The 26,968-nt window shown below is 60.7% G+C and carries 32 protein-coding genes and 1 pseudogene; 24 read left to right on the plus strand and 9 right to left on the minus strand.

Annotated elements, in window-relative coordinates:
* Nucleotides 1–226 precede the first annotated feature (226 nt).
* A pseudogene (locus KP699_RS08595) lies at nt 227–685 on the plus strand (hypothetical protein); the annotation flags it as partial.
* A 65-nt stretch (nt 686–750) separates the two neighbouring features.
* Nucleotides 751–1,398, plus strand: coding sequence for a glutaredoxin 2 (gene grxB, locus KP699_RS08600; protein ID WP_086655903.1), 648 nt, complete (start codon nt 751–753; stop codon nt 1,396–1,398).
* Between the two features lie 37 nt (nt 1,399–1,435).
* Here grxB and KP699_RS08605 read toward each other — a convergent pair whose 3' ends face one another.
* The 4 genes from KP699_RS08605 to KP699_RS08620 form a co-directional block, all read right to left on the minus strand.
* Nucleotides 1,436–2,323, minus strand: coding sequence for a hypothetical protein (locus tag KP699_RS08605; protein ID WP_215762311.1), 888 nt, complete (start codon nt 2,321–2,323; stop codon nt 1,436–1,438).
* A 3-nt stretch (nt 2,324–2,326) separates the two neighbouring features.
* Nucleotides 2,327–2,734 carry a lysozyme inhibitor LprI family protein gene (locus tag KP699_RS08610; RefSeq protein WP_215762312.1) on the minus strand — a complete coding sequence of 136 codons (408 nt, stop codon included), beginning with the start codon at nt 2,732–2,734 and terminating at the stop codon, nt 2,327–2,329.
* Between the two features lie 2 nt (nt 2,735–2,736).
* A complete protein-coding gene (locus tag KP699_RS08615; RefSeq protein ID WP_215762313.1) occupies nt 2,737–4,122 on the minus strand; it encodes a sorbosone dehydrogenase family protein in 1,386 nt (461 codons plus the stop codon).
* A gap of 176 nt (nt 4,123–4,298) precedes the next feature.
* A complete protein-coding gene (locus KP699_RS08620; protein ID WP_215762314.1) occupies nt 4,299–5,267 on the minus strand; it encodes a carbon-nitrogen hydrolase family protein in 969 nt (322 codons plus the stop codon).
* Between the two features lie 73 nt (nt 5,268–5,340).
* Here KP699_RS08620 and KP699_RS08625 point away from each other — a divergent pair, with 73 nt between their 5' ends.
* The 4 genes from KP699_RS08625 (at nt 5,341) to terL (ending at nt 8,571) form a co-directional block, all read left to right on the plus strand.
* Nucleotides 5,341–6,291: a LysR family transcriptional regulator gene (locus KP699_RS08625; protein WP_252346891.1), complete on the plus strand. Its 951-nt coding sequence runs from the start codon at nt 5,341–5,343 to the stop codon at nt 6,289–6,291.
* Between the two features lie 182 nt (nt 6,292–6,473).
* Nucleotides 6,474–6,911, plus strand: coding sequence for a hypothetical protein (locus KP699_RS08630; protein ID WP_215762315.1), 438 nt, complete (start codon nt 6,474–6,476; stop codon nt 6,909–6,911).
* 6 nt (nt 6,912–6,917) lie between these two features.
* Nucleotides 6,918–7,181 (plus strand): hypothetical protein, encoded by a 264-nt coding sequence (locus KP699_RS08635; RefSeq protein WP_252346892.1) that lies wholly within the window; start codon nt 6,918–6,920, stop codon nt 7,179–7,181.
* Entirely contained in the window at nt 7,129–8,571 is a 1,443-nt protein-coding gene (gene terL, locus KP699_RS08640) for a phage terminase large subunit (protein WP_374196909.1), read from the plus strand. The genes KP699_RS08635 and terL overlap by 53 nt, the downstream gene beginning before the upstream one ends.
* A gap of 5 nt (nt 8,572–8,576) precedes the next feature.
* Here the strand turns inward: terL and KP699_RS08645 are convergent, their stop codons facing one another.
* The 3 genes from KP699_RS08645 to KP699_RS08655 form a co-directional block, all read right to left on the minus strand.
* Nucleotides 8,577–9,593, minus strand: a complete 1,017-nt coding sequence (locus KP699_RS08645) for a rhodanese-related sulfurtransferase (RefSeq protein ID WP_215762316.1) — start codon at nt 9,591–9,593, stop codon at nt 8,577–8,579.
* Nucleotides 9,594–9,681: 88 nt separating this feature from the next.
* Nucleotides 9,682–10,629, minus strand: coding sequence for an aromatic amino acid DMT transporter YddG (gene yddG, locus KP699_RS08650; RefSeq protein WP_077931099.1), 948 nt, complete (start codon nt 10,627–10,629; stop codon nt 9,682–9,684).
* Between the two features lie 55 nt (nt 10,630–10,684).
* A complete protein-coding gene (locus tag KP699_RS08655; protein WP_237388985.1) occupies nt 10,685–11,296 on the minus strand; it encodes a peroxiredoxin in 612 nt (203 codons plus the stop codon).
* Nucleotides 11,297–11,707: 411 nt separating this feature from the next.
* Between KP699_RS08655 and KP699_RS08660 the strand changes: the two genes are divergently transcribed.
* Nucleotides 11,708–11,983 carry a hypothetical protein gene (locus tag KP699_RS08660; protein WP_025826830.1) on the plus strand — a complete coding sequence of 92 codons (276 nt, stop codon included), beginning with the start codon at nt 11,708–11,710 and terminating at the stop codon, nt 11,981–11,983.
* Between the two features lie 139 nt (nt 11,984–12,122).
* Here KP699_RS08660 and sodC read toward each other — a convergent pair whose 3' ends face one another.
* The gene (gene sodC / locus KP699_RS08665; RefSeq protein ID WP_215762317.1) at nt 12,123–12,662 is read right to left on the minus strand and encodes a superoxide dismutase[Cu-Zn]; all 540 of its coding nucleotides are present in this window, start codon (nt 12,660–12,662) and stop codon (nt 12,123–12,125) included.
* Nucleotides 12,663–12,796: 134 nt separating this feature from the next.
* On the opposite strand from sodC, the gene KP699_RS08670 reads away from it, so the two are divergent.
* From KP699_RS08670 to KP699_RS08745, 16 genes are all read left to right on the plus strand, one after another.
* The gene (locus tag KP699_RS08670) at nt 12,797–14,449 is read left to right on the plus strand and encodes a DUF1073 domain-containing protein (protein WP_252346893.1); all 1,653 of its coding nucleotides are present in this window, start codon (nt 12,797–12,799) and stop codon (nt 14,447–14,449) included.
* 215 nt (nt 14,450–14,664) lie between these two features.
* Nucleotides 14,665–15,855 (plus strand): DUF2213 domain-containing protein, encoded by a 1,191-nt coding sequence (locus KP699_RS16410; protein ID WP_374196911.1) that lies wholly within the window; start codon nt 14,665–14,667, stop codon nt 15,853–15,855.
* Nucleotides 15,856–15,858: 3 nt separating this feature from the next.
* Nucleotides 15,859–16,254 (plus strand): hypothetical protein, encoded by a 396-nt coding sequence (locus KP699_RS08680; protein WP_252346895.1) that lies wholly within the window; start codon nt 15,859–15,861, stop codon nt 16,252–16,254.
* A gap of 33 nt (nt 16,255–16,287) precedes the next feature.
* On the plus strand, nt 16,288–17,325 hold the full coding sequence (locus KP699_RS08685; RefSeq protein WP_215762318.1) for a major capsid family protein: 1,038 nt from the start codon (nt 16,288–16,290) through the stop codon (nt 17,323–17,325).
* Nucleotides 17,326–17,384: 59 nt separating this feature from the next.
* Complete coding sequence (locus KP699_RS08690; protein ID WP_212376954.1) at nt 17,385–17,705, plus strand: hypothetical protein; 321 nt, start codon at nt 17,385–17,387, stop codon at nt 17,703–17,705.
* Nucleotides 17,706–17,762: 57 nt separating this feature from the next.
* On the plus strand, nt 17,763–18,191 hold the full coding sequence (locus KP699_RS08695) for a DUF4054 domain-containing protein (protein WP_215762319.1): 429 nt from the start codon (nt 17,763–17,765) through the stop codon (nt 18,189–18,191).
* 105 nt (nt 18,192–18,296) lie between these two features.
* Complete coding sequence (locus KP699_RS08700; RefSeq protein WP_215762320.1) at nt 18,297–18,953, plus strand: hypothetical protein; 657 nt, start codon at nt 18,297–18,299, stop codon at nt 18,951–18,953.
* Nucleotides 18,950–19,339 (plus strand): hypothetical protein, encoded by a 390-nt coding sequence (locus KP699_RS08705; protein ID WP_212363459.1) that lies wholly within the window; start codon nt 18,950–18,952, stop codon nt 19,337–19,339. The genes KP699_RS08700 and KP699_RS08705 overlap by 4 nt, the downstream gene beginning before the upstream one ends.
* Nucleotides 19,288–19,911, plus strand: a complete 624-nt coding sequence (locus tag KP699_RS08710; RefSeq protein WP_215762321.1) for an LIC_12616 family protein — start codon at nt 19,288–19,290, stop codon at nt 19,909–19,911. Before KP699_RS08705 ends, KP699_RS08710 begins: the two co-directional genes overlap by 52 nt.
* Nucleotides 19,908–21,071 carry a DUF3383 family protein gene (locus KP699_RS08715; protein ID WP_215762322.1) on the plus strand — a complete coding sequence of 388 codons (1,164 nt, stop codon included), beginning with the start codon at nt 19,908–19,910 and terminating at the stop codon, nt 21,069–21,071. Before KP699_RS08710 ends, KP699_RS08715 begins: the two co-directional genes overlap by 4 nt.
* 225 nt (nt 21,072–21,296) lie before the next feature.
* Nucleotides 21,297–21,734: a phage tail fiber protein gene (locus KP699_RS08720; RefSeq protein ID WP_077931110.1), complete on the plus strand. Its 438-nt coding sequence runs from the start codon at nt 21,297–21,299 to the stop codon at nt 21,732–21,734.
* A gap of 116 nt (nt 21,735–21,850) precedes the next feature.
* On the plus strand, nt 21,851–22,318 hold the full coding sequence (locus tag KP699_RS08725) for a hypothetical protein (protein WP_212363467.1): 468 nt from the start codon (nt 21,851–21,853) through the stop codon (nt 22,316–22,318).
* Nucleotides 22,319–22,332: 14 nt separating this feature from the next.
* Nucleotides 22,333–22,470, plus strand: coding sequence for a hypothetical protein (locus KP699_RS08730; protein WP_215762323.1), 138 nt, complete (start codon nt 22,333–22,335; stop codon nt 22,468–22,470).
* Nucleotides 22,451–24,037, plus strand: coding sequence for a hypothetical protein (locus KP699_RS08735; protein WP_215762324.1), 1,587 nt, complete (start codon nt 22,451–22,453; stop codon nt 24,035–24,037). The genes KP699_RS08730 and KP699_RS08735 overlap by 20 nt, the downstream gene beginning before the upstream one ends.
* Nucleotides 24,038–24,052: 15 nt before the next feature.
* Nucleotides 24,053–24,829 carry a phage baseplate protein gene (locus KP699_RS08740; protein ID WP_215762325.1) on the plus strand — a complete coding sequence of 259 codons (777 nt, stop codon included), beginning with the start codon at nt 24,053–24,055 and terminating at the stop codon, nt 24,827–24,829.
* A gap of 275 nt (nt 24,830–25,104) precedes the next feature.
* A complete protein-coding gene (locus KP699_RS08745) occupies nt 25,105–25,413 on the plus strand; it encodes a hypothetical protein (RefSeq protein ID WP_215762326.1) in 309 nt (102 codons plus the stop codon).
* 65 nt (nt 25,414–25,478) lie between these two features.
* Here the strand turns inward: KP699_RS08745 and KP699_RS08750 are convergent, their stop codons facing one another.
* Nucleotides 25,479–25,973 carry a hypothetical protein gene (locus KP699_RS08750; RefSeq protein WP_077931800.1) on the minus strand — a complete coding sequence of 165 codons (495 nt, stop codon included), beginning with the start codon at nt 25,971–25,973 and terminating at the stop codon, nt 25,479–25,481.
* 431 nt (nt 25,974–26,404) lie between these two features.
* On the opposite strand from KP699_RS08750, the gene KP699_RS08755 reads away from it, so the two are divergent.
* The gene (locus KP699_RS08755; RefSeq protein WP_215762327.1) at nt 26,405–26,941 is read left to right on the plus strand and encodes a DUF4142 domain-containing protein; all 537 of its coding nucleotides are present in this window, start codon (nt 26,405–26,407) and stop codon (nt 26,939–26,941) included.
* Nucleotides 26,942–26,968 lie beyond the last annotated feature (27 nt).

Here is a 26,968-nt window from a genome sequence, read left to right on the forward strand (position 1 = left end):
CCCCCACACCAGACCCCGCCACACTCCACCCCGCCTGCCCATTCCAGACCTCGCCGCATCCCACCACCCACTACCCACCACCAAAGGACGCCCCATGGCAAAACACAGCCCCAAAAATCGCCGCGCCACACGCTCTCCCGTCCCAAACCTCACCCCTGAAAACGGCCCCACGCCCGAACGCAGCACCCGCTCGGAATTTGTCGGCACAGCCCCCACCCGTGTTCTGCGCACCGTGCAGGCGCTGCTTCAGGCCGGGGACATTACGCAACCTGCCGCCGATGCCGCGGAACGCTGGTATCGGGATTATGTTTTTGGCTACTGCGATTATGTGGAGTTTTCAGACCAGCACCGCCCCGGCACACTCACCCGGCATGATGCTGTGTCATGGCAACTGGTCCGCGCCCGCGCGATGGCCCGCGTGACGGACGTGCGGGAGGCGCTGGGCCTGTGCGCGCACCAGCGCCTGCGGATGCTGCTGGTGGATGAACTCTCGTTTCGTGCCATGGGCGAGGCCCTGTTCCCCACCATTTCAGCCGGGTCCTCCCAGCGGAAAATTGCCGCCCAGTGCGCCCTGTTGCTGGAACAGCTCGCCGCGCGGGAGGAGGCCGCCCGTAAGGCCGCCAAAGCCGCCCGCACCACAAAACACAGCCCCGCGCAGAGCACAGACGCCACAGAAGAGGCTTGACGCGCAGGGGTATTTCAGAACAGGGCAGGGGAGACCAGTCCCGCATCAGCAAGGAGCCGCGCAGCATGACCCGAAAACTCTATATCTATGATCACTGCCCGTTCTGCGTGAAAGCAGAGATGATTTTCGGCCTGAAAAACCTTCCCTTCGAGCGCATCATCCTGCTGAATGATGATGAAGCCGGGCCAATCGGCATGGTCGGCCGCAAATCCCTGCCCATTCTGGAAGAAGAGGGCCGGTTCATGCCGGAAAGTATGGATATCGTCACCCATATTGATCAGCAGGGCACCCCCATCCTCACCGGCACGCCCAACCCGACCATCACAGAATGGATCAGCGCGACCAGCAGCGCGGTCTATCGTCTGTTCCTGCCGCGTGCCGCCTGCGCGCCGCTGCCGGAATTCGCCACAACCGCGGCCCGCGCCTATTTCGTGACCAAAAAAGAAGCCTCAACCGGCCCGTTTTTTGAAATCCTGAAAGATAGCACGGCAGAAATCGGCACCCTGAATAAAATGCTGGAAATGCTGGCCCCCTTTATCCGCAGCCCGGAGGCAGTCAACGGCACCCTCTCCACAGATGATATCCATCTGTTTGCTCACCTGCACAGCCTCTCGCTCATTCGCGGTATCGTCTACCCGCCCGCCGTCGAAGCCTACCGCCAGACCCTCTCCCGCCTCTCCGGTGTCAGGCTGTATGACGCGATTGCCGCCTGACCCTCTTTTCTGCGTCAGCTCTCAGGTCACGGCCTCTTTAGTGCCGTGGCCGTTCTGAACGGATCCTCTGTGGCATCGGCTGGAGCGCGTTCTGTAACAGCCGCAGCTTTTCTTCAGCGACGCAAAAGCCGATATCCGCGGCAAACCCCGTTCCCTCAGGGCTGAAACCCGATGTGTCCAGGCAGCTTTGCGTCACCTGCTTCAGCCAGAGCGGATAGGATTGCTCCGTAAGGCCATGCGGCGTGCGCGACGCCAGACGCGGCCTGATCGTGCGGTCAAGATAAACAGTGATATCGGAAACGCAGAGATTTGTCGTGCGCTGGTCAGGGTGGCAGGTCTTAAGCGCTGCATTGATACAGCTTTCTACAGCATCATCAGACGTATAAGGACTATGGATGCACTGGTGCAGAGCCGCCATATCCGCATCCTGCTCACACCGTTTCTCAGCAGGAACAGGCTTATCGTCTGGTAGGTGATGCGGATAAAAAATGCAGTCTGTTAAATGGTCTCTGCTTAAAACAAACCGTAGGGAAACCGGCAGCGTCTTTGCCCCGTCAGACCATATCCCCTGCATCCCGGACGCAGTGTAAAAGCTGAGAGGATCTGCCTTCTCCCGGCTGCCGGATACAAAATGGAGCGTGAAAACCTCCTTATCCTGCCCGGATAAAACAACATGATTACCTGTAACCTGCACAGTCAGAGGAATAATTTTTTGCGCGGAGGCAGAGGAATAATGCGCCTTTGTCGGATGCGTCCAGTTTTCAAGAGTGATAATCATCGCAATCGGTTCTTCCCCGACCGTGCCACTCATTCCCAGATCCTGCGTGGCCGGAGGATTCCCCTCTGCATAAGAAGAGCCCGGCCCCATCATGCAGACCATGAGGAACAGAAAAACGCCACGCAGCACGAAGCCAAAACCCGTCACGGCCTATTTTTCCCGTTCCATAAACCGACCATACACCGTCTCCAGTTCACTCTGATGGTGCCGTGTCAGGGCCTCCAGACAGCCAAAATGCGCTGCCGGGCCGCCTGACCCACCATCATAGAGGTGATATTCAGCATCACAGAGCCCGTTTTTATAGCGTTCCCAGTCCTGTTCCGCGTGCTGAAAATCGTCCAGAGAAGCAGCAGGAAGAGTGTCCCGAATACGCTTCTCCGCCTGTGCAAGCCGCGCATCCGCCTGCCGTGCTGCGTCAGAAAGGCAGTGTGTAAAAACGCTGTTAGGCCCAACGGACCGGCACGGAGCATCCGGCGCATTCATATGCTGTGCAAAGCCGGAAACAGGTACCGCCACCAGTGCGGCCCCCAACACCATGCCGGTTAAGCGCCTGCCCATCCTTACTCACCCTGAGCCGGTGTGCTGCCACCCGCCGGAGGGGCCCCGCCGTCAGGCTGCTTGCCAGAAAGCCGCCAGATCACATTGCCCACATCATCCGCCACCAGCACAGCGCCTGTCTTGTCCAGCGCCATGCCCACAGGCCGACCGTGCGTCTGGTCTTCATCCGGCGTCAGAAAACCCGTCAGCACATCAATCGGCGCGCCCGAGGGGTGACCATTCAGGAACGGCACAAAAATCACCTTATATCCGCTCTTGGGGCGGCGGTTCCATGAGCCATGCTGCGCAATCAGCGCGCCATTCCGCCAGACGGCGGGCAATGTGCTCTCCTGCGTAAAGATCAGGCCAAGGCTCGCAGTATGCGGACCAAGCGCATAATCGGGCGCAATGGCAGAAGCTACCAGTTCCGGGTTCTGCGGGCTGACGCGCTGATCCACATGCCCGCCATAGTAGCTATAGGGCCAGCCATAAAAAGCCCCGTCTTTAACGGATGTCAGGTAATCCGGCACCAGATCACTGCCAATTTCATCCCGCTCATTCACAACCGCCCACAAAGCACCAGACTGCGGTTCCCACGCCATGCCGTTCGGGTTACGCAACCCGGTCGCAAAGGGCGTTAAACTGCCGGTTTTTACATCAAGTTTGTCAATGCGGGCACGGCCTTCTTCCGCCTGCAAGCCGTTTTCGGCCACATTGCTGTTGGAGCCAATGCTCACATACAGGGTTTGCCCATCCGGGCTGGCCAGAATGTTTTTCGTCCAGTGATGGTTATAGCCGGATGGCAGATCCACCACTTTTTCCCCGGCGGAGGTGATGGATTTCTCACCGGCCTGATACGGAAAACGCCAGACAGAATCAGCATTTGCAACATAAAACGTGTCGCCCACCAGCGCCATGCCAAAGGGGGAATGGAGATGGTCCAGAAAGACGCTCTGCTCCTCCGCTACTCCGTCACCATCTGCATCCCGCAGCAGCAGAATCCGGTTCGGGCTGGGCACATCCGCTCCCACAAGCCCCTGAATGGTGCGGGCAATCCGGTTTTTCAAATTTTCTTTGTCTGTCCCGGGGGAGTTGGTTTCGGCCACCAGAACATCGCCGTTCGGCAAGGTATAAAGCCAGCGCGGGTGGTTCAGCCCGCTGGCAAAGGCCTTCACGGTCAGCCCTTCAGAGGCATGGGGCGTTTCTCCCGCCTTCCAGCCAATCGGGCGGGCAATATTAACGGTCGGCATCAGAGTTTTGTTCGGCGGCGGCAGCTTGGGGTGCGGCCCTGTGCCCGCGGAAACAGAGAGCTGGGCCGTCTCCGGCCTCAGAACAAATTTGTAGGTCCCTGCGCCAATCACGGCCAGAACAACCCCCAACCCGAGAAGATAGCGGCTCGTACGTGTCATTGTGTGGTTATCCCTGTTGTCAGGCACACGGTTACAGACCTGCACCGGAGCCGCATAAAAGGAATTTCAGGTCACAAAATATCGGGACGCAAGAAAAATCGTCCTGCATCCCGTTAAAACACACAGCCGGGGAGGGAGTTCATTCAGACCCTCTTTTTTCAAGGAAGAAAAAAACGTTATCCCCCCTCTTCGTCACGCCCCTGCGGCGCACAGTCCGGCCCGGAGAAGGCAACAGGCCGCTGAGCCGCATCATTCACCCGTAAACTGAACACATCCGGCCGGGCATAATGGCCCGCAACATCCAGATCATATTTCGCCCGGATCACATCATCCAGATCAATATCCGCCGTCAGAATGGCTTCCCGGTCATAAACCGGGCCAGCAATAATCTCCCCAAACGGATTTACAATCACGCTGCCACCCCGGATCAGCACAGTATCCGGGTTATTGCCCTGATGACAGTGATACTGCTCCGGGGCGTCCGCCCGCGTCATATACTGGCAGGCGCTCAGCACAAAAGTCCGGCCTTCATACGCAATATGCCGCATGGACACCTGCCAGATAGCGCGTTCATCCACCGTTGGCGCGCACCAGAGGCTAATGCCCTGCGCATACAGGCTCTGGCGCAGCGCAGGCATATAGTTTTCCCAGCAGATCGCAGCACCTATCCGCCCGATATCGGTTTCAAAAACCGGCAGGGTGGAGCCATCGCCCTGTCCCCAGACCAGCCGTTCCGTCCCGGTTGGCATCAGCTTGCGGTGCTTGCCCAGAAGAGCGCCGTCCGGCCCAAAAAACAGGGCCGTGCAGTAAAGCGTGGCGCCCTCACGCTCAATCACGCCCACTACCAGATGCGCCTTCATCTTCGCGGCAAAGCCGCCAATCCGCGCCGTCTCAGGGCCGGGCACGGTAATGGCCGATTTCCAGTATCGCAGGTAATCCTCACGCCCTTCCGGAAAACGGCTTCCCAGAACCGCTCCAAAGCTCAGCCCCTTCGGATACCCGCCAATATAGGCTTCCGGAAAAACAGCAAGCTCAACCCCCTGCGCCGCCGCGGCCTCGCACAGGGCCTCCATGCGGTCCAGTGTGCGGGGCGTGTCAAAAAGGGTGGTTCCTGCCTGTATAACAGCAACACGACGCTGGCTCATGTCCGGATCTCTCATGATGATCGTAACAGTGGGGGAGAGCAGAAGAGTGGACTTTCTCCCCATATCAGGCAAATTGATTGTTTGGATAATCAAAATCACCACGGTCGATATGTCCCGCCTCGATTTCAATCTGGCCACCGTCTTTCTTGCGTTGTGGGAAGAGCGCAGCGTGTCAAAAGCCGCCCGGCGTCTGTCGCTCAGCCAGTCAGCCGTCAGCGCCGCGCTGGCGCGCCTGCGTGAGGCTGCGGGAGACCCTCTGTTTGTCCGCACGCGGGAGGGCATGCAGCCCACCCAGCGCGCCCTTGCCATGGCCGAGCCGATGCAGAGCGGCGCAATGCTGATCCATTCCGCATTTTCCGCCCGGACAGCGTTTGACCCTGCAACCAGCCGCCAGCATTTTTCTCTTGGTATGTCAGATGATTTCCAGATTGCCGCAGGCCCCCTGATTGCACGGCGCCTGGCGCAGGAGGCCCCCGGCATTACCGTCACATTCAGGCAGGCCAACCGGCATCGTGTTGAAGCCTTGTTTGAAGCCGGAGAAATCGATTTTGCCGTTATCGCCCAGCCCGCGCAGCCATCCACCCTTCAGCAGCAGGAGATCGGCCAGTCCGCTTACGCCTGCCTGCTGGACCAGCGGGCCTGTCACGTCCCAATTCCCCTCACTCTGGAGGACTATCTCGCACTCCCGCATATTCTGGTGTCGTTCTCAGGGCGGGACGGGATTGTGGACCATGTTTTGAAAAAACTCCGCCGCACCCGGCGGGTTCAGTCAGCCCTGACGCATTTTTCATCCCTGCCGCCTTTTCTCACAGGCACCCGCGCTGTCTCCACACTCCCGGTGCATGCCGCCCGGAGCCTCGCCGCCATCTCCGGCCTGACCGTCTGCGCGGCCCCCATCCCCCTGCCGTCCTACACCGTCTCCCTTCTCTGGCAACGCACGGCCGATACTCTCTGGATGCGCCAGCTTATCAGAGATGCTTTCCAGCAGGTTTTACCGGAACCAGAAACGCTTTCTCTCCTCTAAAGCCCTTTTCATAGCCCCCAATCTGCGCTCTTTTCCGTTTTTGTAACCCGTCAAAAAACCCTTGTCGGCGCGCGTGGTCACTCTTACTCCTTGGGCATCATCGCAACAGTCTCGCCAGCGGGGTTTCTCCCCGGCGCGGCTCAAGGCGCGATGAAAAATTTCTCAAAATCTCAGGAGTTTTCATGGCGCGCTCATTCCCGTCTGCGTGCCTGCGGACAGGGGCTGTGTTCTGTTCGGCCGCCACATGGTGGGTTCTGGTTGCCAGACAGGAGGCCGCGCTGGTTTTCTGCCCCATCCTCGCGCAAACCGAAAACCATCACCGGGCAGACCTCCCGCTCCCCTGGGCGGAGGCCCTGCAAGCCGGTTGCCCGGATGGCACGCGCATCCGCTGCCGTCCCGTCCTGCGGGCGTCCACCTACGGGCTGACCTATCGCGGCCAGCTCGGCGCGTGCTTTACAGAACGGCTTGTTCTGGCGCTGACCACGGAACTCCGCCACCGTCAGCGGGAAGACCGCTTCGCACCACGTCTTCCCAAAAATGCCCCGTCCTGCCGGGGTGCACTCTCCCTGCCTCCGTTGCGCCCGGAGCCCCGCTCCCCGCGTGCCCTGCATTTTTTCTGAAAGATCATGTCAGAAAAACCAGCTTCACCAAAACGACGCCCCAGAAAATCCACGCCCATCACCCCGCTGGATATTTTCACCCGCGTCATGCTGGGGGATGAAACCATTACAGACCGCCAGTTTGACGCCGCCAAAGTAGCCGCCCCCTACCTGCATCCCAAACTGGCAGGCCTGTCCATGAATGCGGTTGTCCGCCGTGGCGTTGAGGAGTTTTCGGATGATGAACTCAGCACACTTGCGCAAACAGGCGCAGCAGGCAGCCCGGACTGAACTCGCCCGGCGTGCCGCCGCACGGGATGGCCTTCTGGATTTCACGCGCTACACCATGCCGGACTACAAACCCGGCGCGCATCACCATCTGCTGTGTGAAAAACTGAACGCGGTCGAACGCGGCAGCATCACCCGCCTTATGGTGTTCATGCCACCCCGACATGGAAAATCCGAGTTAACCAGCAAGCGTTTTCCCGCATGGTATCTCGGGCGAAACCCCAAAAAACAGGTTGTCTGCGCGTCCTATGGGGCCTCTCTGGCGCAGGATTTCGGGCGGGATGTCCGTAACCTTGTCGCCTCTCGCCGCTTCAGTTCCCTGTTTCCCACCGTCACGCTGGCAGCAGACAGCAGCGCGAAGGACGCATGGCACACAGGGCAGGGCGGTCTCTATGCCAGCATGGGTCTCGGCGGCGGGCTGACAGGCAAGGGGGCCGATCTCGCGATCGTGGATGATCCCGTCAAGGACCGTCAGGAGGCCGAAAGCCCGGCCCGCCGCGCCGCCGTGTGGGACTGGTACCGCGCCGTCCTGCGCACCCGCCTCATGCCCGGAGGGGCGATCGTCTTAGTCATGACGCGCTGGTCCCCGGATGATCTTGCGGGCCGCCTGCTTGATGAAATGCACAGCGGCACGGGGGAACAGTGGGAGATCCTCAGCCTGCCTGCACTGGCGGAAGAGGCCGATCCACTCCACCGCCCGCCCGGCGCAGCCCTCTGGCCACAAGCCTTCCCGGAGCCGGAACTCGCCCGCATCCGCCTTGCCATCGGCGCGCGGGAATGGGGCGCGCTCTATCAGCAATCCCCCGTCCCGGCGGAAGGCACGCTGTTCCAGACGAGCATGATCAGCGTGCAACAGGCCGCCCCGGCAGGCGGCCAAACCGTGCGAAGGTGGGACCTCGCCGCCACCCGCCAGGGCACCGGGCGCGATGCGGACTGGACAGTCGGCGTCAAACTCTCCCGCCTGTCCGATGGCCGGTTCTGCGTGCTGGATGTCACCCGCCTGCGCGGAGACCCCGCTCAGGTGGAGGCAACCCTCCTCGCCACCGCAGCGCAGGATGGTCCCGCAACCCGCATCATCCTGCCGCAGGACCCCGGTCAGGCCGGTGTCGCGCAGGCCCGTTACCTCACAGGCCGCCTCGCGGGCTATCAGGTTAAAACCGTGCGGGAAACCGGGGATAAAGCCACCCGCGCCGCGCCCTTCGCAGCGCAGGTCAACGCAGGCAACGTCCTCGCTGTCCGCGCCCCGTGGACCCCACATTTTCTGGAAGAACTCGCCGCCTTCCCCGGCGGCGGACATGACGATCAGGTCGACGCCGCCGCCGGCGCCTTCACAGCCCTCACCGACACCACACTCCTCCCACGCTTCGCCCCGGACTTCCTTTCCAGAATTTGAATGTCTTAATGCGCCGCCCGCCTCTTCTCATTCTGCCGCTTAATTTCCTCTTCCCGCTCCCGCCGTTTGCGCTCACGAATTTCATCCATATGCGCGCCCAGATGCGCTTCCCCCCGTTCGGCAGCAAGCTGGGCCTGCCGCTCCCGCTCGGCATAACGGGCGCGCTGCTTTTCATCGCGTTCGTTGTAGCAATGCGGGCAGCTTACCCCATGCTCATAGTGGGGGGAGGTCATTTCCTCAGCGGTCAGCGGCATCCGACAGGCGTGGCACTGGTCGAGTGACCCCGGCTCCAGCCCGTGCTTCACTGTCACGCGCTGGTCAAACACAAAACACTCGCCTTCCCACAGGCTCTGCTCCTGAGGAATATTTTCCAGATATTTCAGAATGCCGCCCTGAAGGTGATAGACCTCGTCCAGCCCTTCAGCTTTTACAAAGGCCGTCGCTTTTTCACAGCGGATACCCCCGGTGCAGAACATGGCAATGCGCGGCGTGCGCCCGTCCGCCAGCAGGTCCGCCCGATGCGCGCGGAACCAGTCCGGAAACTCGCGAAACGTCTTGGTTTTGGGGTCAATCGCGCCTCTGAAGGTGCCTGCGGCCACTTCATAATCATTGCGCGTATCAATCAGGATGGTGTCCGGGTCTTCCAGCAGGGCGTTCCAGTCTTCAGCGGCCACGTAGTGCCCCACGTCAGAACGCGGGTCGAGCCCCGGCACGCCCATCGTCACAATCTCTTTCTTCAGCCGCACCTTCATGCGCAAAAACGGCATACTGGGCGCGCGGGAGAACTTGACCTCGATTTCCGCACAGCCGGGCAGGGCCCGAATATGCTCCAGCACCGCCGCAATGCCGGCATCCGTACCAGCAATGGTGCCGTTAAGGCCTTCACGCGCCAGCAGCAGCGTCCCCTGCACACCGTTTGCATCACAGACTGCCTGTAACGGGCCGCGCAGATCGGCAAAGTGTTCAAACGGCGTAAAGCGATACAGCGCAGCAACGCAAATCGGCAAATCGGTCTCAGTCACGGCAGCACCCAGTCCAGAAGTGTGATTGCAGACCCGTCAGGCCGTATACCGCCCCTGCCGCAATCAGGATGAAATCAGCCCGCCAGACTTACTCCTCCACCCCGGTGCAGGACAAGGGGCGCAGTTCAGCCTGCGCGGGGGCCACCGGCTGGCGGCGCGTGGCCAGCCAGCACAGGGCAGACCCCGCACAGACAATCAGACTCCCTTCCCAGAAGGCCAGAGGCAGAACCGTGTGCAGCATGCTGGCCGCCAGAAGGGCAGAAAAAACCGGGATCAGGTTGGAGGCCGCCGCCAGAACAGTAATGTTGCCGTATAAAATGCCCACATTCCACGCCGCATAGCCAAACCCGAGTGCGGCTGCCCCCAGCAGCAGCGTCAGCATCGTATGGAGCGTCAGGTGGACAGACTGGAGTTCCGCCCCGCCGGTCAGCAGCACATGCCCCCACAGCAGGCACGCCATCAGCGGGAAAAAGACCGTCACCGCGTTCTGCCCTCTGGCCGCGCGCGTCGTCAGGGAGGAATACAGCGCCCACAACACCGCCCCGGTCAGGGACAAACCATAGCTGAGCGGATTATTGAGGATATTCTGCGCAAATGCGGAAAGGCTTGTCCCGCTCTCCCCGGCCAGAAGGCGGAAAATCCCGGCCAGTGAGAGCAAAACGCCCGGAACAATAAGGATGGTCGCCTTCTTTCCGTTAAACAGAATAGACGCCACAACCGTAAAAGTGGGCCACAGGTAATTGACCATCCCGACTTCAATGGCCTGCCGTTCCGTGTGCGCCGCCCCGATGGAGCAGATCAGGCACAGTTCACACCCCGTCGCCAGCAGCGTACCCCAGATCAGATAAGATGGCGGAAAACGCCGCAGCCGCGGCACCCCCAGCGTCAGCCACAGGAGGCCGGAGGCAAGAGTATACAGAATAGCCGGGCCGGTGGTCGGGCCCGGATTTTCCGTAATGGTGCGTATCATGCCCACCACGGCACTCCAGAGCACCACGGCAAGAAGGCCGGTCAGTGTTGCGCCGCGTGTGGACATCGTGGTTCCGCACTCTCAGAAAGTTTCCGTCCTGATAGCGGATTTTACCCGGCGTTCAATCTTTTTTCTGCGCAGGCTGCGCCACCCGCCAGACCTGCACGGCTTCCAGCGTTTTCTGCACATGCGTTTCCGGGTCGCCGGAGGTATAGCTCAGCACAATCCGGCCCTCTGGCGTGATCACAAAGGATGTGCGGGTGGAGAGCACAAAGTCCCCCTGCGTTTTTTGGCTGTCATATAAACCGGCCACTTTCGCACCGGGGTCCGCCAGCACCGGGAAGGCGCTGCGGCACTCTTCCTTGGAAAATTCCGCCACGCGCTCACTGTTACCCGCCGTCACGCCCACAACGGTCGCGCCCAGCTTCTGAAAGGTCGGGATCGCCTCCGCAAAAGCATGTGCCTCCAGCGTGCAGCCACTGGTAAACGCGGCGGGGAAGAAATAGAGCACCACCGGCCCCTTCTTCAGCTCTTCCTTCAGTGAGAATTTAATGGGCTTCCCGCCCAGTGCGCCGTCCAGTGTAAAATCCGGGGCCGTCACACCATTGGCCAGCGCCGCGTGCGCAGCAGGTGTCAGGGCATCCGCACCCAGCACGGCAGACCCGGCCAGCATCGGGGCAATAAGCGCCAGCCGCGCAAGGCGGCGCATCGGTGTCACAAGACGAGTCATCATACTACTCCGCATGTCGTTGCAGGACAAAAAGGACAAACGCTCAGGCGCACACACCGGTTCACAGCAGACCTCACAGGCTAATCCCCGCAGGCAGATCCTGCCGCAAACCCGGCAGACAAAACGCACGGGCGAACCACACGGGCACATCACATAAGCAAACCCAGCAGACACACACCACACTGGCAAACCAGACAAGTCACCCCGCATACCGGCGCACACCCTGAGCCATTACAGCCGCATCTCAAACCGCTGCCTCTGGCCACCACATTGGCACAGCGCCCGGCGGGACGCTATTTTTTCAGCAGGGCAACCGCACCCCAAACGCAGGGCTGACGCAGAATCGTCACTTGAGGCTCTTCCTTTTTTCTGCCCATGCTGCATAGGTGAAGGGTCAGTTAAAGGATGAAGACCATGAGCGATGATATCATCAGCGACGAAAACGAAGTGATCGTCGGCTACCTCGTGCAGCGTGAAGACGAGGACGGCGACGTGACGTTCTGGGACCCGCGCAACGAGTGGCAGGAAGACCCCAACGAAGGCAAGTTCTACGAAAGCGAGGACGAAGCCAACGCAGACGCCAAAGCTCTTCAGGAAGGTGACAGCGCAACCATCACGGTTGAACTGGTCTATGAAGATGATGAAGACCCTGAAGAAGACACTGAGGAAGGCGCTGAAGACAAAGCCTGATCCCTCAGGTTCTTTCTTCACCCCCCGTCAGACACAGAGCTTTTGTGTCCGCAGGGCAGGGCGAGAAAGCACGGGGCGCTTACCGGCGTCCCGTATCTCTCTTTGCCGCGCCTTCCTTTTCCTGCGTGTCAGTCCGCGTTCAGGAATCCGCTTTCAGCACCGCACAGGCCACCCGGTCGCCAGACCCGCCAATCGGCTGCGTCGTGTAATCATCAGGGTGCACATGGATCACCAGTGCTGCGCCGCCATTCTCCAGCAAGGCTGCCCGCGTGGTGCCGGGTTTGAGAGAAACCAGCGTGGAATAGAGTTCCACCGTCGCCTGACCATCCGGCCCGACATACAGGTTCGGTAAATCCCCGTTATCATTTGCGTTTTCATGCAGCAGACCATGCACCACCGGCTTGGTGGTATGCACATGCGCGCCAGCACTGGTAAATTTCGGGGCTTCACAGCTCGCTTTTTCATGGAAATGCATCCCATGCCAGCCCGGCGTGAGGTTACGCGCGTTCACCCGTAGCAGCACGCCGCCCGGTGCATTTGTCACCGTCACAGTGCCCACATTCGCACCGTCCGTGCCCACCAGCGTCCCGGTGGCGGTCTCCGCCGCACGGGCCAGAGGGGATGCCATAACGCCCAGCAGCAGTCCCGCTGCCAGTGCTTTTGTCAAACCTGTTGTCATACCGGCTGTTCCTTCAATTCTGACAATCCGCAAACCGTAACCCGCTTACAGGCTTCGGGTTCCGTCGCCTACGTTTTTGTGAGCGCACCACCCCGCACACGCTCCAGCCTCCCTCTGCTCCGGAGACCTCCCCCATGCCCCGCCCGCCCTTCCTGTCCCGCTGGCTCCCGGCCCGCGCCCGGTCTCTCGAACATGCCCTATCCCCGGCGCGGTCCTCCTCAGATTCCGTAGCCAGCCTGATCTCCCCTGCAACTCGCCCATCAGGTTTTTCACCCACTTCATACCCAGTCCTGCCCTATGTGCCGCCTCCAGCACCTGCTGCTGCCCGACAGGAACCGCGCTTCAGCTTTCCGCTCGCCTCAGCCAGCACACCGCGCAGCCCGCTTTCCGCCAGCCAGAACGCTCCTCACGGCATCGGCCCGCGTGACATGGCGGAAACCCTGCGTGCGCAAAGCCTTCCGCCACAGGCAGACATCTTCCGGCCCTACCAGCCGCCCAGAGGCGTGCGCGGTGATGGCCGCACCCATCTGGCGATGGACAGCACCGCCTCCACCAGTCCCGGCCTGCTCGGCTGGCTGAGGCAGGCAGTGGCGGAGGGTGTGGCCTTCCCCGGTTACCCCCGTCTGGCGGAAATGTCCCAGCGGGCCGAATACCGGCATATGGTGGAGGTCATCGCGGCAGAGGCCACGCGGGAATGGATCACCTTCCGCGCCCGTGGCACAGCGGACAAAAAGCAGCGTCTGGCCGATCTGGAGCAGGAATTCATCCGCCTGAACGTGCGGGACGTGCTGCGCCGCATGGCGGAGTATGATGGCTATTACGGCATGGGCCTGCTCTATGTGGATACCGGCCAGCCCCGCACCGGCGGCGGGCTGGAAGCCCCGTTACTGCTCCGGCCGGAAACCTTCCGCAAAGGCTCCCTCCGCGCCCTCGTGCCGATCGAACCCGTCTGGACCACGCCGGACCAGTATGACACGACAAACCCTCTCAGTGCCGAGTTCTACCAGCCCTCCCGCTGGTGGGTGCAGGGCGGCCTGCTGCACAGCACACGGCTGTTGCAGTTCATCTCGCGCCCGGTGCCGGACCTGCTGAAACCCGCTTATAATTTCGGCGGGTTGTCGCTCTCACAAATGGCCCGCCCGGCGGTGGACAACTGGCTGCGCACCCGCCAGTCCGTGTCAGACCTGCTCAATGCGTTCTCCATCGTGGCACTCTCCACAGATATGTCCGCCTACGCGCAGGACCCGGAGGGTCTCCTCAGCCGTGTGGAAGCCTTCAATCGCTTCCGCTCCAATCGCGGCACATTCGTGCTGGATAAAGACAGGGAAAAACTGGAGCTTCTGGCAGCCCCCCTCGCGGGGCTGGACCGTCTGCAAGCGCAGGCACAGGAGCAGATGTGCGCAGTGGCGCAGGAGCCGCTGGTCAAATTCACCGGTATCACCCCCAGCGGCCTGAACGCCTCAGCGGACGGAGAAATCCGCGTTTTCTATGACCGCGTGCACGCCTTTCAGGAAACACTCTACCGCAAAAACCTGACCACCATCCTGCACATGGTCATGCTCAACCTGTGGGGCGCGATCGACGCGGAGATCGATTTCACCTTCGTTTCCCTCTGGCAGATGGATGAACTCTCCCGCGCCACGCTCCAGAAAACCCGCGCGGATATCGACGCCCAGAACATCCGCTCCGGCATCATCACCCCCACGGAAGCCCGCTCCCGCACCGCGCATGACACCAGCGGCCAGTACGCTGCCGTCAATCTTGCAGGCGCACCCCCGGCGGCCTGAACACGCCTCCCGGCACGGTCCGGGTCACACCCCCCAAAGCCGCCCACGCTCCGGGGCAGGCAACCTTTTCCAAAAATCCCGAGACAGGACAAAGCATGACGCCGCCTGACCCGCCCGCTCAGCCTTCGCTTCCCGCCAGTTCCGGGCACCCTCCCAGCCAGACACACGGCCCGTTCGCCCACCGCGCTTCAACATCAGCATCCGCACCCTCTCTTATGCCCAATCACGCCGCAGATCCCGCTTCAGCCCCCACCATTCTCCGCAGTTCCGGTGCTCGTTGCTCGCCGGATACCCCCTGCGGCAAAGGGCGAGATGCCGTCGTGCTCGCACTGGACCGTTCCGTGCGCCGCACCGATGTCGATGGACACCTCCACATTGCCCGCTGCATCCTCTCCGCTGCCACGGTCTGCCCCTATTACGGGTCGGAAATTCCCGGCGCGGAGGCTCTGGGGCTGGAGCCGGATACGCTGTATCAGGTCTATCGGGACCCAGACGCTCTCGCCCGCGCCGCTGCCAGCATGGCGGGCAAACCCATCCTCATGCAGCACCAGCCCGTCTCCGCGCAGGACCACCCCAAAGAAATCACAGTAGGTGCCGTCGGGAGCGATGTCCGGTTTGAAAACCCAAACCTGATCGGCAGCCTGACAGTGTGGGACCAGTCCGCCATTGCCGCCATAGAAAGCGGGCAGCAACGGGCTGTTTCAGCAGGCTACCGCTACCGCGCCATCCCACAGGGCGGCGTGCATGGTGGCATGCCCTACAGCCTGACCATGACAGATATCACGTTCAATCACCTCGCTCTCGTCACGCAACCACGCGTGAAAACCGCCATCATTGGTGATTCCGCTCCCGCACTCCACAGGGATCATGCTTCCATGACACACCCCACACTCCAGCCGTCAGAACAGACACAGTCGAGTCCAACAAAAACGGAAAACCCCTTGTCTGTTGCAAACTGTTCCTCCAGCCATCCTCCGGCGGTCCTCTCCGCCAGCCCCGGCACACAGCCCCCGGTAATGCCTGCCACGCCGCCAACGTCGCAGCCTTCCGGCTCCCCGACCACCGCACCCGCTCCAGTCCCCACCACAATGGACGCCGCCCTCACACAGGCCGTCCAGCAGGCGGAAGCGGATGTTATTCGCCGGATGGAAGCCCTCCATACCGCCCGCGCCGCCGTGCGCCCGTTTGTGGGGGATGTCACGATGGACAGCGCCACCGCTGTCTACGGCTTTGCCCTGCGTGAACAGGGCATGGACCTCACCGGCCTACCGGAAGAGGCTTACAGGCCCCTGTTCCAGCAGGTTGCCCGCCTGAAGGAAAAAGCAGCCCCGCTCGGGATGGATGCTGAAAAAACCGTCTCTTTTCGTGACACGTTCGGCCTCGGCCGCATTACGGTGAAAGCATAATTCATGGCTTTTCAGACACAGATCAACACCCAGCCCGCCCCCGGCCTGCCGGGAGATTTCGCATCCCTCAACCCCACAGCCACCTTTCCGGCAGGGGAGGGCGCTCTGGTCGCCGCAGCCGGAGGATGCACCATCGGCGCGTTCGGCTGGGTGCAGACAGATGGCCGCAGCGTGGCCAACGCGCCCGCCAGCGGCACCACCACCGCGCCGGACGGCTTCGTGCATCGGGACCTTTCGGGCCAGATCAGCAGCCTGTTTGATGAAAGTAGCCTGACCATCCCACAGGGTTTTCCGGTCAGTCTGTTCACGGCGGGGGATTTCTGGGCCCGCTGCCGGAACCACCGTCTCCGGTGCCGTGCAGACCCGTTTTTACGTCGCCTCGGCTGGTGCTGCGGGTGACCTTGTCAAAATCTCAAGCTGGAGCCACGCTGTATGAGCGATTTCACAACACATCTGGCGGAACTCAATCGCCTCGGCTTCATCATGCCGGAAGCACGCGGCATGATCGCCAACAGCCTGCTCGCGTCGGATGCTCTGGCGCAGGACGCCCAGCCCGCGCTGTCCACCACCGCCAGCGGCGGCATCCCGGCCTTCATGAGCGCATGGGTCGATCCGGCCCTTATCAAGGTCGCCTTCGCCCCCATGCGCGCGGCGGAACTGCTGGGTGAGGTCCGCAAGGGGGACTGGGTAACCCGCACCGCCATTTTCCCGATGATCGAGACAACCGGCGAGGTCTCCAGCTATGGTGACTGGAACGGCAACGGTCAGGTCAGCCTGAACCCCACCTACCCGGACCGCCAGTCCTACCATTATCAGGTGTTCGTCTCGTGGGGGGAAATGGAACTGGCTCTGGCCGGTCAGGCCCGCCTCCAGTGGGCCGCCAGCCTGAGGGAAGCCGCGGCTCTCAAGCTGAACAAGTTCCAGAACCAGACTTATTTTTTCGGAATCAACGGCCTGCGCCTGTATGGGTATCTGAATGACCCGCGCCTGCCTGCCGCCATCACACCCGCCATCAAGGCCGCAGGCGGCACCGGCTGGGCCGCCGCCACGCCGGAAGAACGGCAGGATGATGTCATTGCCCTTATCAACCAGCTCCGCAGCCAGACCGCCGGGCTGGTGGATACGGAAACCCCGATGGTTCTCGGCCTGTCCCCCACGCGCATGGGCCTGCTGACCCGCCGTAACAGTTTCGGCCTGTCTGCGGCCTCCCTCCTGAAAGATACCTATCCCAACATGCGTTTTGTGCAGGCGGTCGAGTATGGGGATGCCGCGGGCAGCACCACTCAGACCATGCAGATCATGGCCGAGCATGTCGGCGCACAGAAAACGGCAGAAACCGCCTTTACGGAAAAACTCCGTACCCATGCCGTGGTGACGGACGCTTCCGCATGGAAGCAGAAACTCTCTCAGGGCACATGGGGCGCCATCATCTACGTCCCCGCAGGTATCGCCACCATGGCGGGCCTGTAAAAAACGTTTCCGTATCCTTCTTCTTTTCTCATACCCTCAGTGTAAGGAAACATCCCGGCATGGCCACACCCTCCACCGTCACCATCGGCTGCAAACTGCCCAACGGCCTCGTGCTGTCACTGGGCGAAGCCCGGCATGAGCTGGCGGGCACCCGCGCTTCCGCCGTGATCGGCGGCTACGGCCTGACCCCGATCCCCGCAGAGTTCTGGGCCGCGTGGTCCCGCGCCTATGCGGAGTTCCCGCTGCTGAAAAACGGCCTGATCTTCGCGCAGACAACGCTGGAAAAAGCTACGGGGCAGGCGCGGGAACAGGCCGCCCTGCGCACGGGCACGGAACCGCTCAACCCCGCCACACCCGCCCCCGGCATCACCCCGGCCTGACAGGGCAGGGGGCGGCTCTATCCCTATTCCCAGCCAGTTCCGTAAAGGAAAGTCCCAATGCCCTCCGTGCTGTTTGATGCGCAGGTCTGGCAAACCCGCTATCCCGCGCTCTTCGCCACCGTCGGGGCAGAGGGCGCACAGGCCTGTTTTGATCAGGCCAGCCTGTTTTTGGCGAATGACGAAACCTCACCCGTCAGCAACCTCTCCCGCCGCGCCATCCTGCTAGGTCTGATTACGGCCCATCTGGCGCAACTCGGGTTTGGGGCGGCGGCTCCGGCCGGGCAGGAGCAGCCCACACTGGTTGGCCGCATTACGTCCGCCCGTATGGGCAGCGTCGCGGTCGAGGCGGACATGGGGCCAGTCACGGCCTCTCAGTCCTGGTGGACGCAAACGCCTTATGGTGCCGCCTACTGGGCGGCCACGGCGTTCCTGCGCACCGCCCGCTACGTGCCGGGTTCCCCGCAAACCCCGCTGTCATGGCCATAGCAGACGCGCCTCATATTGCCGTACCCCACAGCGTCTCAGCCGATTTCGGTCAGACGGATTTACACCCGTTTCCCTAAAATCGCCGTCAGAAAAAGCCCTGCTTTCATGCCCATACCCATACTCGCGCCCGCGTCTACGCCCACGCGCATGTCAGCCAGCCCCACGCCCGCTTCCCTCTCTCCTGCCAAAACGACCGCAACACATCAGCCCGAACCCGCCTCCGCGCCAAGTCCGACACCACCCGGCACATCCTCCACCCAGACCCCCTCTGTCAAAGCCGGGTTTTTCAAAACAGCTACGGAAGCAGACGGCACGCCTGTTGGCTCTATCGCTGCTGTGCAGGAGTTTGGCGCGGTCGTGCAGGGCAGGGGCGGGCATCCTATCGTCATTCCACCGCGCCCGTTTCTGCGCCAGGCCATCGCGCGCTGCCGCAACGCATGGCTCCGTCAGTTAGCAGATGCCCTCAGAGCCAGCCTTCGCACCCGCGCAGGCACTCCCTCTGGCGGGGCAGGCGCCACGCAGTCTTCTTCCGAGAGCCTCCAGAATTTCAACACTCTTTTGAAAACCCTCACAGCACGCGCCTCTACCTCACAGGCTCTCACCGCACTGGGGCACAGTATGCAGGCGGATATCACGGATACCATCCGGCAAACCCACACCCCACCCAACGCCCCGTCCACAATCCGGCATAAAGGGTTTGATAACCCTCTGGTGGAAACAGGGACCTTGCAGAATAGCGTCAGCTTTCAGGTGGACGCATGAAAAACCTGTTTCGCCTCGCCGCAGCGCAGATCAGCAGCATGACGCCCCCCATCATCGCAACCCTCCGTGCGCAGGAGGGGCACAGCACTCAGCCCGATGGCACAGTCACCCCGCGCTATCAGGACCTCCTGCTCCGTATCATGGTGCAGGCGGCCTCCAGCGCTGATCTCACACAGGTTGCCGGGTTGAACCAGAGCACAGATACCCGCGTGGTCTATCTGCCAGCGGAACTCAAGGGCATCGACCGCGCCCACCAGTTCGGTGGCGATATTTTAGTGTTTGAAGGCTCGGAATGGCTGGTCACAGGCCAGCCCGAAACATGGGGAGGCGGCCAATGGTCGAAACTTCTGGTTACCCGTCAGCGTCCGTCAGCCTGCCTCCCGTAACAGCAGCGCTGACTACCGCCCTGCGGGCTTTTCTGCTGGCTGTTCTCCCGCCGGATGTGCCCGTGCTGCTCGCCCGACAAAACCGCATGCCCGCCCCCAACGGGCCGTTTGCTCTTATGGCCGTGCTGCTCCATCAGCCCGTCGCCACCAGTGCCACGCGCTACACGGCCACCAGCCGCATCATCCTGCAACAGCAGGAGGTTACCGTGCAGGTCAGCCTGTTCGGGCAGGGTGCTGCTGACAACTTGCACCGCATCAGCACCCTGTTCCAGAATGGCTGGGCTGCAGAATTTTTCACGGCGTTTCAGCAAAGCGCACCTGCACCGGCTGCATCCGCCTCATCTGCAAGACTGCTCGCCAGCCCGGCAGACATCCCGCGCATCGCGCCCCTCTATGCCGGGTCCGCCCGCCAGCTCCCGTTTGTCAACGGAGAGCAGCAATATGAAGAGCACTGGCAGATCGACCTGCACCTTCAGGCCAGCTTCGCCCTCTCACTTCCACAATCCATGGCGTCTGCGGCCCGGCTCGTGCTGGCAGATGTCACCAGTTCACAGGGTTCTCCTTCCGCATGACGCTTCCCATCAGCTCCCTCGTTACCGTTACACCGGGCGTTCTCTCTCCGGGTGGCACTGTCAGCCTGCTCAACGGCATGGTGTTTTCTCAGAATACGGCGTTGTCATCTGGCGTTTCCTCATTCGCTTCAGCGGAGGAGGTCTCTGCTGTCTGTGGCGCAACCTCTGTGGAAGCCAGTATCGCCAGCATCTATTTCTCGGCTTACACAAACGCGCAGGATACGCCGGAAAAACTCTATTTTTTCCAGCTTCCCGCCACGCCCGTTGCGGAGGAATACGGCACCTATCTCTCCACCGCGGCCGATCAGGCCACCGACTGGTCCCCCTTCCTGTTCGCGTCCGAGCCGGAACCCGCCGCCAAAACCCAGATCGCCACATGGCTGGCTGCACACCCCAACCGCTACTGGGGCGTGGTGCAGGACAGTGATGCATCCATCCTCAGCGCCAATGCCACCACCAGCTTCGGGGCGACCGTTACGGCTGCCAACACGCCCGGCCTGACCTGCCTGTGCAATGTGCAGAATAACAGCGGCACACTGGCCGCCGCCCTGTGCCTCGGCTGGGCCGCAAGCCTCAACCCCAACCGGGCCGGGGGGCGCACAACGCTGATGTTCCGCAACAACAGCGCGGTCCCGCCCCTCACCAGCCTTACAGCCTCACAGGCGCAGGCTCTGCTCGGGAATGGCTACAGCTTTTATGGCTCTTACAAAAGCACAGATTCCACATTCAGTTTTCTGAATAACGGGTCTGTCTCCGGCCCATTTAGCTGGGCAGATAGCTATATCAACCAGATCTGGATGAATGCCAGCTTCCAGAATGATCTCATCACCCTGTTCTCCAGCGCCGGGCAGATCCCCTATAACGCCGTCGGAGATTCGCTGATCGCCACCGCTGTACAGAGCACGATTGATACCGCCCTGTCCTTCGGGGCCATTCAGCCCAATGTCACTTTGTCCGATGCGCAGAAGCAGGCCGTCAATGCGGATGCCGGGCGGAGTATTGATACCGTCCTTTCCACCCGTGGCTGGTATCTTCTGCCGGGTGCCTCGACCACATCCGCCGCTGTCCGCGCAGCACGCGGCACCGTGCAGGGCCGGTTTTTCTACATGGACGGTCAGTCCGTGCAGTCTATCGCTCTGGCCTCTGTAGAAGCCCAGTAAAACCCAGACCAAAAAGACTTCAGTGAAAAGCCCGCAGTCAAAAACCGGCTGAAAAACCAATAATAAAAAGACCGAAGTCAAAAACAGATAGAGGGCTGCGCAGTCACGCTCAGGCCAAAATCCCGGTCAAAGTCCGGCAGACGCACTGCAACGGGGTCACAAAACGCCCCGACACACTTCTGCTCAACCTGCACCATAAAACCCCCTGCAAGGAGGCCCGCCTGCATGTCTGATTATGACATTACAGCCGCAAATTCCGTTTACACCATCACCGTGCCGGGGCTGTACAACACGCCCATCACGCTGGAAAATTATGCTGCCGACCGCGCGTTTGAAACTGAAGCGCGCGAACTTGCTGAAACCGCAATGAGTATCGACGGCTATCTCAACGCAGGCTGGATTCCCAATCCCGTCACCCAGACCATCGCTCTGGCCGCGAGTAGTGAAAGCGCTTTGATTTTTGAAGCCATTGTCATGGCACAGGATGCCCGGCGGGGCCTGTATCGCATGGGCGCTGAAATCCAGATCCCCGCCATCGGGCGTAAATATACCCTGGTGCGTGGTCTGCTGCGTTCCATCGTCGGCGTGCCCACAGCAGGCCGGGTGCTGGAAGCCCGCCATTTTGAAATCACATGGGAACGCGTCCTGCCTGCCGCCATCTGAGCAGTCCTGCAGAATCTATTTCAAAAAAGCAGATTTCATGGCCCGTCATGCCGACTCCGCATACGGGATGCCCCACTTTCCCTTCCGTTTTATGTAAAATCTTCAGGAAATTTTTCATGAAAACAGTTGAGTATACGCACAGTAAAACCGGAGCGGATGAAGGCAAACGCTTTGTCCTGACGCGCATGGATGCCTTTTCAGCCGATAAATGGGCACGCCATATCCTTCAGGCCGCCATTCGGGGTGGCGCGCGGGTCGGGGCGGATCTGGCGGAGGCCGGGGTTGCAGGTCTGGCCAGTCTGGGGATTGAAATTTTCGGTTTTATGGAAGAAGCGGATCTGGACCGCGCACTGGACCGCCTCATGCAGTGCATCGCCCTGCGGCCAGACCCCGCTCACCCGGAGACAACCCGCGCCGTCATCGCCACAGATTTTGAAGAACCGGAAACCCTCGGCCTTGTCCGGGCAGAAGCCTTTCGCCTGCATGTGGGTTTTTTGCTGGCCGCCGCACACCAGCTCTTCCCCGTCGTGGCGGCCTTGCTGGGAGACACCGCGCAGGAGAAACCCCGCCCGTCCGCTGCGTAACAGTTTCGCCCGCAGTGGCGGCGGTCATCACAGCAGGCCTCGCCACCCTGCATGAGCTGAAAACCCTTTATGACAGTGAAGATCTTTACTATCTTCTGGAAATTCTGTCCGTCAGAAACTGGAACGCCGCGCATGTCGGAAATGCTGATTGATGAACTGGTCGTCCGGCTGGGGCTGGATACCTCCTCCCTGCACTCCGAGGCCCGTCAGACCACACAGCTTCTGGACAAACTCCGCCAGAGTGCGGAGCAGATGGGTACCAGCACAAGGCAGGCCAGCACACAGGCCGCCACAGCACTGGCCCGTATGCGGGGGGAAGCCGTCAGCCTTCTGGCCGTTCTGAGTGGTGGCCGTGGCCTGAACCGCCTTCTGGCTGACCTGAACACGGTATCCAGTCAAACCCCTGCCCGACGCACGGCCCCGCGCCCTTCCAGTGCCAGCCCGCTCCCGGCGTCTTCCGCCACGTCCGGCTCTGCCGCCCCTGTCTCCTCCGGATCGCGCGCCTCGCGGCAAAACCAGACACCCCCCGCGGCCCCGTTTCTCAGGTCACCGTTCCGCGCTCTCCCGGTCATACCGCGTGCCAGTCCACCCGGCCTCCTGTCCACGACTTTCCATACTGCCCCGCACAGCATTCAACAGACCGCCCCTTTCAGCATCCCCTCTGCTGCGGCCGTCTCACAGCAGAACCCGGCCTTATCTTCCCAGCCTGTTTCATTGTCTGCGGCCCGCCAGCCCCGCTCCGCCGACATCGGTCATTCTGTCTTGCCGGGGGCCAGTCAGAGTTCTGATCAAAAGCGCAGATTCTCTCACAATTTTCCGCAGCATCAGCCAGAAGCCGGGTTCTCAAAAACTGGAAAAGCTTTTCCCGCAGACCGCATCTTGCAGGAAAGACCAGTCCGCATACACTCTGAGCAAGGCACCCCACGCTCCGGCAGTCTGCCCCGCACTCTGTCTCTCCCGGTCGCCGAACGTCCGGTCGCCCGCTCCGGTATGGCGGTCCTTCGCACGCATCCGCTCTCTCTTTCGCAGCACGCGGAGAAAAAAGCTTTTTCCACCCTGTCCGCTGACCCAAAAAAATCTGCAAATGTACAGTCAGCTGCGTCCCGATCATACCAGCAGCAATCAGACCGTACAGCGTCCTCCGCGTTGGCCCGTTTCATGACGCAGGTCATGCGTCACACGGCACGGAAAAGCGGCGGATCACACGCCTCCCTCCATCAGCCCGCAGAGCAGACAGGAGAAAGAACGCCTCTTGCTACAAGAGCGTTCTCCTCAAAATATGGCAGATCACAAAAGCAGCTTCCCAGATCGGATAAGCCACACAATCTCTCCAGACCGGTATTCGGTCAGAGCCTCCCCTTCGGCCTCCTGCCCGAAAAAATGCCCACCGCGCGGACGCAGCGGCACACCGTTCCGACGGACGCGCTCAGAACAGAAACCCGCACACTCTCCCGCGCCCTCGCCAGTTTGCAGGATTACGCAGGCCGCGTGCACGCAACGCAACCTTATCTGCCGGGTTCGCCTCTGCTCAACGCGGCCGCGTCCCGCTCCACCCTATCCGGCATAAATGCGACCCGCCCCATAACCACGACCCATATCGGCCCGGTCACCATCACCGTCCCGTCCGGAAATCCGCACGCCATCGCGCAGGCGCTTCAAGGGTTGGGGGGAGGGGACAGCCACACCCTTACAAGCCTCGCCACAATCGGCACCGTTTAAAAAAGGAAGTCTCCCATGCCCATGGTGCCCGTCACCCTGCCTTCGGTGTGGGATATCCCCGTTGCCGCAGGCGTGCCCGCCTTGCTCGGGCAGTCCGTCACAACCGGCATCCGGGCAGCAGCCTCCGTCAGCCTCGGCACGGTGCTGGATGATCTGATGATCAGTCAGGCCGCTGGCCAGTGGGGTATTTTTACCAGCGCCGGAACCTGCGTTCTGTCCGCAGCCCGCGTCATGTCCGTCTCGGCGGAAAGTAGCAGTCCCATCGCCACAGCCCCGCTGGAGGACGGCGCATTTCTGTCCTACAGCAAAGTGCAGACACCCCGGCAGCATCGCGTGCTGATGGTGTGTGATGGCTCGGAAACCGGCCTGTCCGGCACGGAAGCCAGCCTCTTTTCCGGGATGGACCTCACGCGCCTTGCAGGCGTGGAAGCCCTTTATGTTCGCAAGACATTTTTCAATACACTGGCAGCGCTGGAAGCTGACCTCTCACTCTACGCGGTCATCACACCCGAGCGGAAATACAGCAATGTCAGCATTACCGGCCATCGCTGGGTGCGGGACGCGCGGCACGGTATTACCATGCCGATGGTGGAAATCACCCTTCAGGAAGTCAGGCTGACCGGCACACAGACTTTTACACAGACACAAACCCCGCAGGGCAGCCGCACGATCTGCACCGGTCTTGTCTCGGCACGGTCCCTGATGGCATCCGGGTATTCCTTCCAGACCGCTTCTGCCAGCATCTCGAACAATACTCTGGACGCGGCAACCCTGCTGAAAAACACGCTTTAGCGCCCATACCGTCGCGCCCTAATGCCAGAGCGGGAAAATACACGCCTGCCTCTGGCTTTCCGGCATCATCCTCTTTATTCCTTGGAAAGAAATTTTCATTTTGTGTGATACATGCGCGGATCATGACATTTCTCCAAAACGCCTTTTGTTCTGCCAGAGCCCATAAAAGCCGCCCGGCGCCGTGCATATGGTCTTTCCACGGGGCGCGGGTGCTTGCTCTTTTCACTGTCAGTCTGCTGCTTCCGGGGTGCGCGGATGATCATGGCAGAGGGGATATGCACGCTGCAGTCTCAGGCTGTTTTTCAAAATACCCGTTTGCAAAAGGTACAGCGTCTCAGCGCTTCACCTGTATTTATCAGGCCCATACCCAGTATGGCTCAGCGGCTCTCGGTGCACAGTCGAGACTATTACTGCAAATAGACCTCGCCTCTCTGACGGTCGGACAGGATGTGGATTCCGGGGTTTTAACACAGGAAGAAGGCCGCACGGCCTTGCGCTGGGTGACAGAAAAAGCGTTTTCACAGGCATCCCGTAATTCACGGCTTACGGGCGCACCCCAGACATCTGATGCAGCCCATCAATAAAAAAAGGGATGTTGCAAGCGCAACACCTCCTTTTCCCGGTTAAATCAGCCTTTTCCGGCCAGTTCTTATTGGGTCCGCGGCACAATAATCGGTGCGGCAGATTTCTTCTCGGTATTCAGCTCAACATTTCCGGACTGTTTGGAATAGGTCGCAGAGGGAGACTGCTGCGGCGTTCTGGGCGGGTGGAAGGCCGAAACAGGACCAAAAATCCCGCCCGTAGAGCGGTTCATGGTGCCTTCCGGCTGGCGGGCACACCCACGGGTGATGATCGAGCACACGCCGTCCGTGCCGATCATTTCATCATCATTACCGGTATAATGCACGTCGGAAACGCGGTCATTATCCAGACGGATCACAGCCGTACAGCCCGTGCCGCCACCGCCGCCCAGCACGTTGACAAGGGTTGAGATATCCCCCACCGGGATAAGCGTGGAGCCACCATAGCTCGGCGCGGCCTGAGAGCCTGTGTAGACAAAAATCTGCGTCGTATCATTAATCTGTTTGGTGGCTGACGGCAGCCCCGCGCAGGCCTGAAGATCATAGGATGTCATCCCGAGCATCGCGATCTGTGCTTTATGGGCAGAGCGGGAATCAAAATACCCGCAGCCACTTAACCCAACAGAGAGCGAGGTAACCGCAAACAGACCCCAGAGACGACACTTCATTTTCCCGACTATCCTCACACCATGTCCAAAAAGCTTTTATCAAGACGTACAGAGTTATTACGCTACAGTGCTCTTTTCATGCAATGCAAGAGGAGAGACGACGCATAAAATATTTCTCTCCTGACAAAATATGATTTTCTCGTGTTAATATGACGTTTGTATTATGACTTCTATAGAATTTCTCTTCAAATCAGGCGTCCGTCACTCCTGTATTGCCTTTTCTTCCTTTTCATACGCTATTATCATGGGATTGTTAAAGAGTGTTGTCTGAGGCTCCGCGCTGTCCTGCAAAACGGTTGCTGCGGTCAAAGGAGAATTTGCTGATCATGTTGCGTCCGTCCCGTCATCAGGTGCTGACCTGCTCGTCCCTCGTTGTCTCACTGTTTGCCCTGAGCGCCTGCATGAATCCCGGCCAGCCGCCCGCGCCCCCGCTGCCCGCTCTGGCACAACCGTTTCCCGTGGCTGATACAAATCTCGCCGCCGCCATCAATGATGCCGATCTGACCCATATCGCACTGGCCACTCTTGCCCAGACGCACGCCGCCCGGAGCGATATCGCACAGCTTGGCACAACAATCGTCAAGGATCTGACAGCCAATCACGATACGCTGGCCACACTCGCGGCAACCGGCAAGACAGAACTGGCGGCCAAGCCCTCAGCACAGAGCCAGAAAGTGATTGATCAGATGAAGGCCCTGCACGGTGCGGCATTTGACAAACGCTATGTGCGCTACCTTGCAGGCACCAAAAAAACGACAATTCCGGCGCTTGATCGGAGCAGCTCTGAATCTAAAAACGCCGATCTGCAAAAACTCGCTGCTGACCTGAAAACAAAACTGCTCGGCTACACAAAACAGCTTTAATAAACATACTCTTTCCTGCTCTCCTGC

This window comes from Acetobacter sp. P1H12_c, assembly GCF_018811975.1.
Taxonomy (GTDB): Bacteria; Pseudomonadota; Alphaproteobacteria; order Acetobacterales; family Acetobacteraceae; genus Acetobacter; species Acetobacter persici.

Coding starts and splice junctions, on each gene's coding strand:
- grxB (WP_086655903.1), top strand. CDS start 751: ATGACCCGAAAACTCTATATCTATGATCACTGCCCGTTCTGCGTGAAA.
- KP699_RS16410 (WP_374196911.1), top strand. CDS start 14,665: ATGCCCAATCACGCCGCAGATCCCGCTTCAGCCCCCACCATTCTCCGC.
- KP699_RS08735 (WP_215762324.1), top strand. CDS start 22,451: ATGTCGGAAATGCTGATTGATGAACTGGTCGTCCGGCTGGGGCTGGAT.
- KP699_RS08755 (WP_215762327.1), top strand. CDS start 26,405: ATGTTGCGTCCGTCCCGTCATCAGGTGCTGACCTGCTCGTCCCTCGTT.
- KP699_RS08620 (WP_215762314.1), bottom strand. CDS start 5,267: ATGAGCCAGCGTCGTGTTGCTGTTATACAGGCAGGAACCACCCTTTTT.
- KP699_RS08695 (WP_215762319.1), top strand. CDS start 17,763: ATGCCCTCCGTGCTGTTTGATGCGCAGGTCTGGCAAACCCGCTATCCC.
- KP699_RS08635 (WP_252346892.1), top strand. CDS start 6,918: ATGTCAGAAAAACCAGCTTCACCAAAACGACGCCCCAGAAAATCCACG.
- KP699_RS08710 (WP_215762321.1), top strand. CDS start 19,288: ATGGTCGAAACTTCTGGTTACCCGTCAGCGTCCGTCAGCCTGCCTCCC.
- KP699_RS08680 (WP_252346895.1), top strand. CDS start 15,859: ATGGCTTTTCAGACACAGATCAACACCCAGCCCGCCCCCGGCCTGCCG.
- KP699_RS08660 (WP_025826830.1), top strand. CDS start 11,708: ATGAGCGATGATATCATCAGCGACGAAAACGAAGTGATCGTCGGCTAC.
- KP699_RS08630 (WP_215762315.1), top strand. CDS start 6,474: ATGGCGCGCTCATTCCCGTCTGCGTGCCTGCGGACAGGGGCTGTGTTC.
- KP699_RS08700 (WP_215762320.1), top strand. CDS start 18,297: ATGCCCATACCCATACTCGCGCCCGCGTCTACGCCCACGCGCATGTCA.
- KP699_RS08655 (WP_237388985.1), bottom strand. CDS start 11,296: ATGATGACTCGTCTTGTGACACCGATGCGCCGCCTTGCGCGGCTGGCG.
- KP699_RS08750 (WP_077931800.1), bottom strand. CDS start 25,973: ATGCTCGGGATGACATCCTATGATCTTCAGGCCTGCGCGGGGCTGCCG.
- terL (WP_374196909.1), top strand. CDS start 7,129: ATGATGAACTCAGCACACTTGCGCAAACAGGCGCAGCAGGCAGCCCGG.
- KP699_RS08745 (WP_215762326.1), top strand. CDS start 25,105: ATGCACGCTGCAGTCTCAGGCTGTTTTTCAAAATACCCGTTTGCAAAA.
- KP699_RS08705 (WP_212363459.1), top strand. CDS start 18,950: ATGAAAAACCTGTTTCGCCTCGCCGCAGCGCAGATCAGCAGCATGACG.
- sodC (WP_215762317.1), bottom strand. CDS start 12,662: ATGACAACAGGTTTGACAAAAGCACTGGCAGCGGGACTGCTGCTGGGC.
- KP699_RS08615 (WP_215762313.1), bottom strand. CDS start 4,122: ATGACACGTACGAGCCGCTATCTTCTCGGGTTGGGGGTTGTTCTGGCC.
- yddG (WP_077931099.1), bottom strand. CDS start 10,629: ATGTCCACACGCGGCGCAACACTGACCGGCCTTCTTGCCGTGGTGCTC.
- KP699_RS08725 (WP_212363467.1), top strand. CDS start 21,851: ATGAAAACAGTTGAGTATACGCACAGTAAAACCGGAGCGGATGAAGGC.
- KP699_RS08610 (WP_215762312.1), bottom strand. CDS start 2,734: ATGGGCAGGCGCTTAACCGGCATGGTGTTGGGGGCCGCACTGGTGGCG.
- KP699_RS08670 (WP_252346893.1), top strand. CDS start 12,797: ATGCCCCGCCCGCCCTTCCTGTCCCGCTGGCTCCCGGCCCGCGCCCGG.
- KP699_RS08715 (WP_215762322.1), top strand. CDS start 19,908: ATGACGCTTCCCATCAGCTCCCTCGTTACCGTTACACCGGGCGTTCTC.
- KP699_RS08740 (WP_215762325.1), top strand. CDS start 24,053: ATGCCCATGGTGCCCGTCACCCTGCCTTCGGTGTGGGATATCCCCGTT.
- KP699_RS08690 (WP_212376954.1), top strand. CDS start 17,385: ATGGCCACACCCTCCACCGTCACCATCGGCTGCAAACTGCCCAACGGC.
- KP699_RS08685 (WP_215762318.1), top strand. CDS start 16,288: ATGAGCGATTTCACAACACATCTGGCGGAACTCAATCGCCTCGGCTTC.
- KP699_RS08720 (WP_077931110.1), top strand. CDS start 21,297: ATGTCTGATTATGACATTACAGCCGCAAATTCCGTTTACACCATCACC.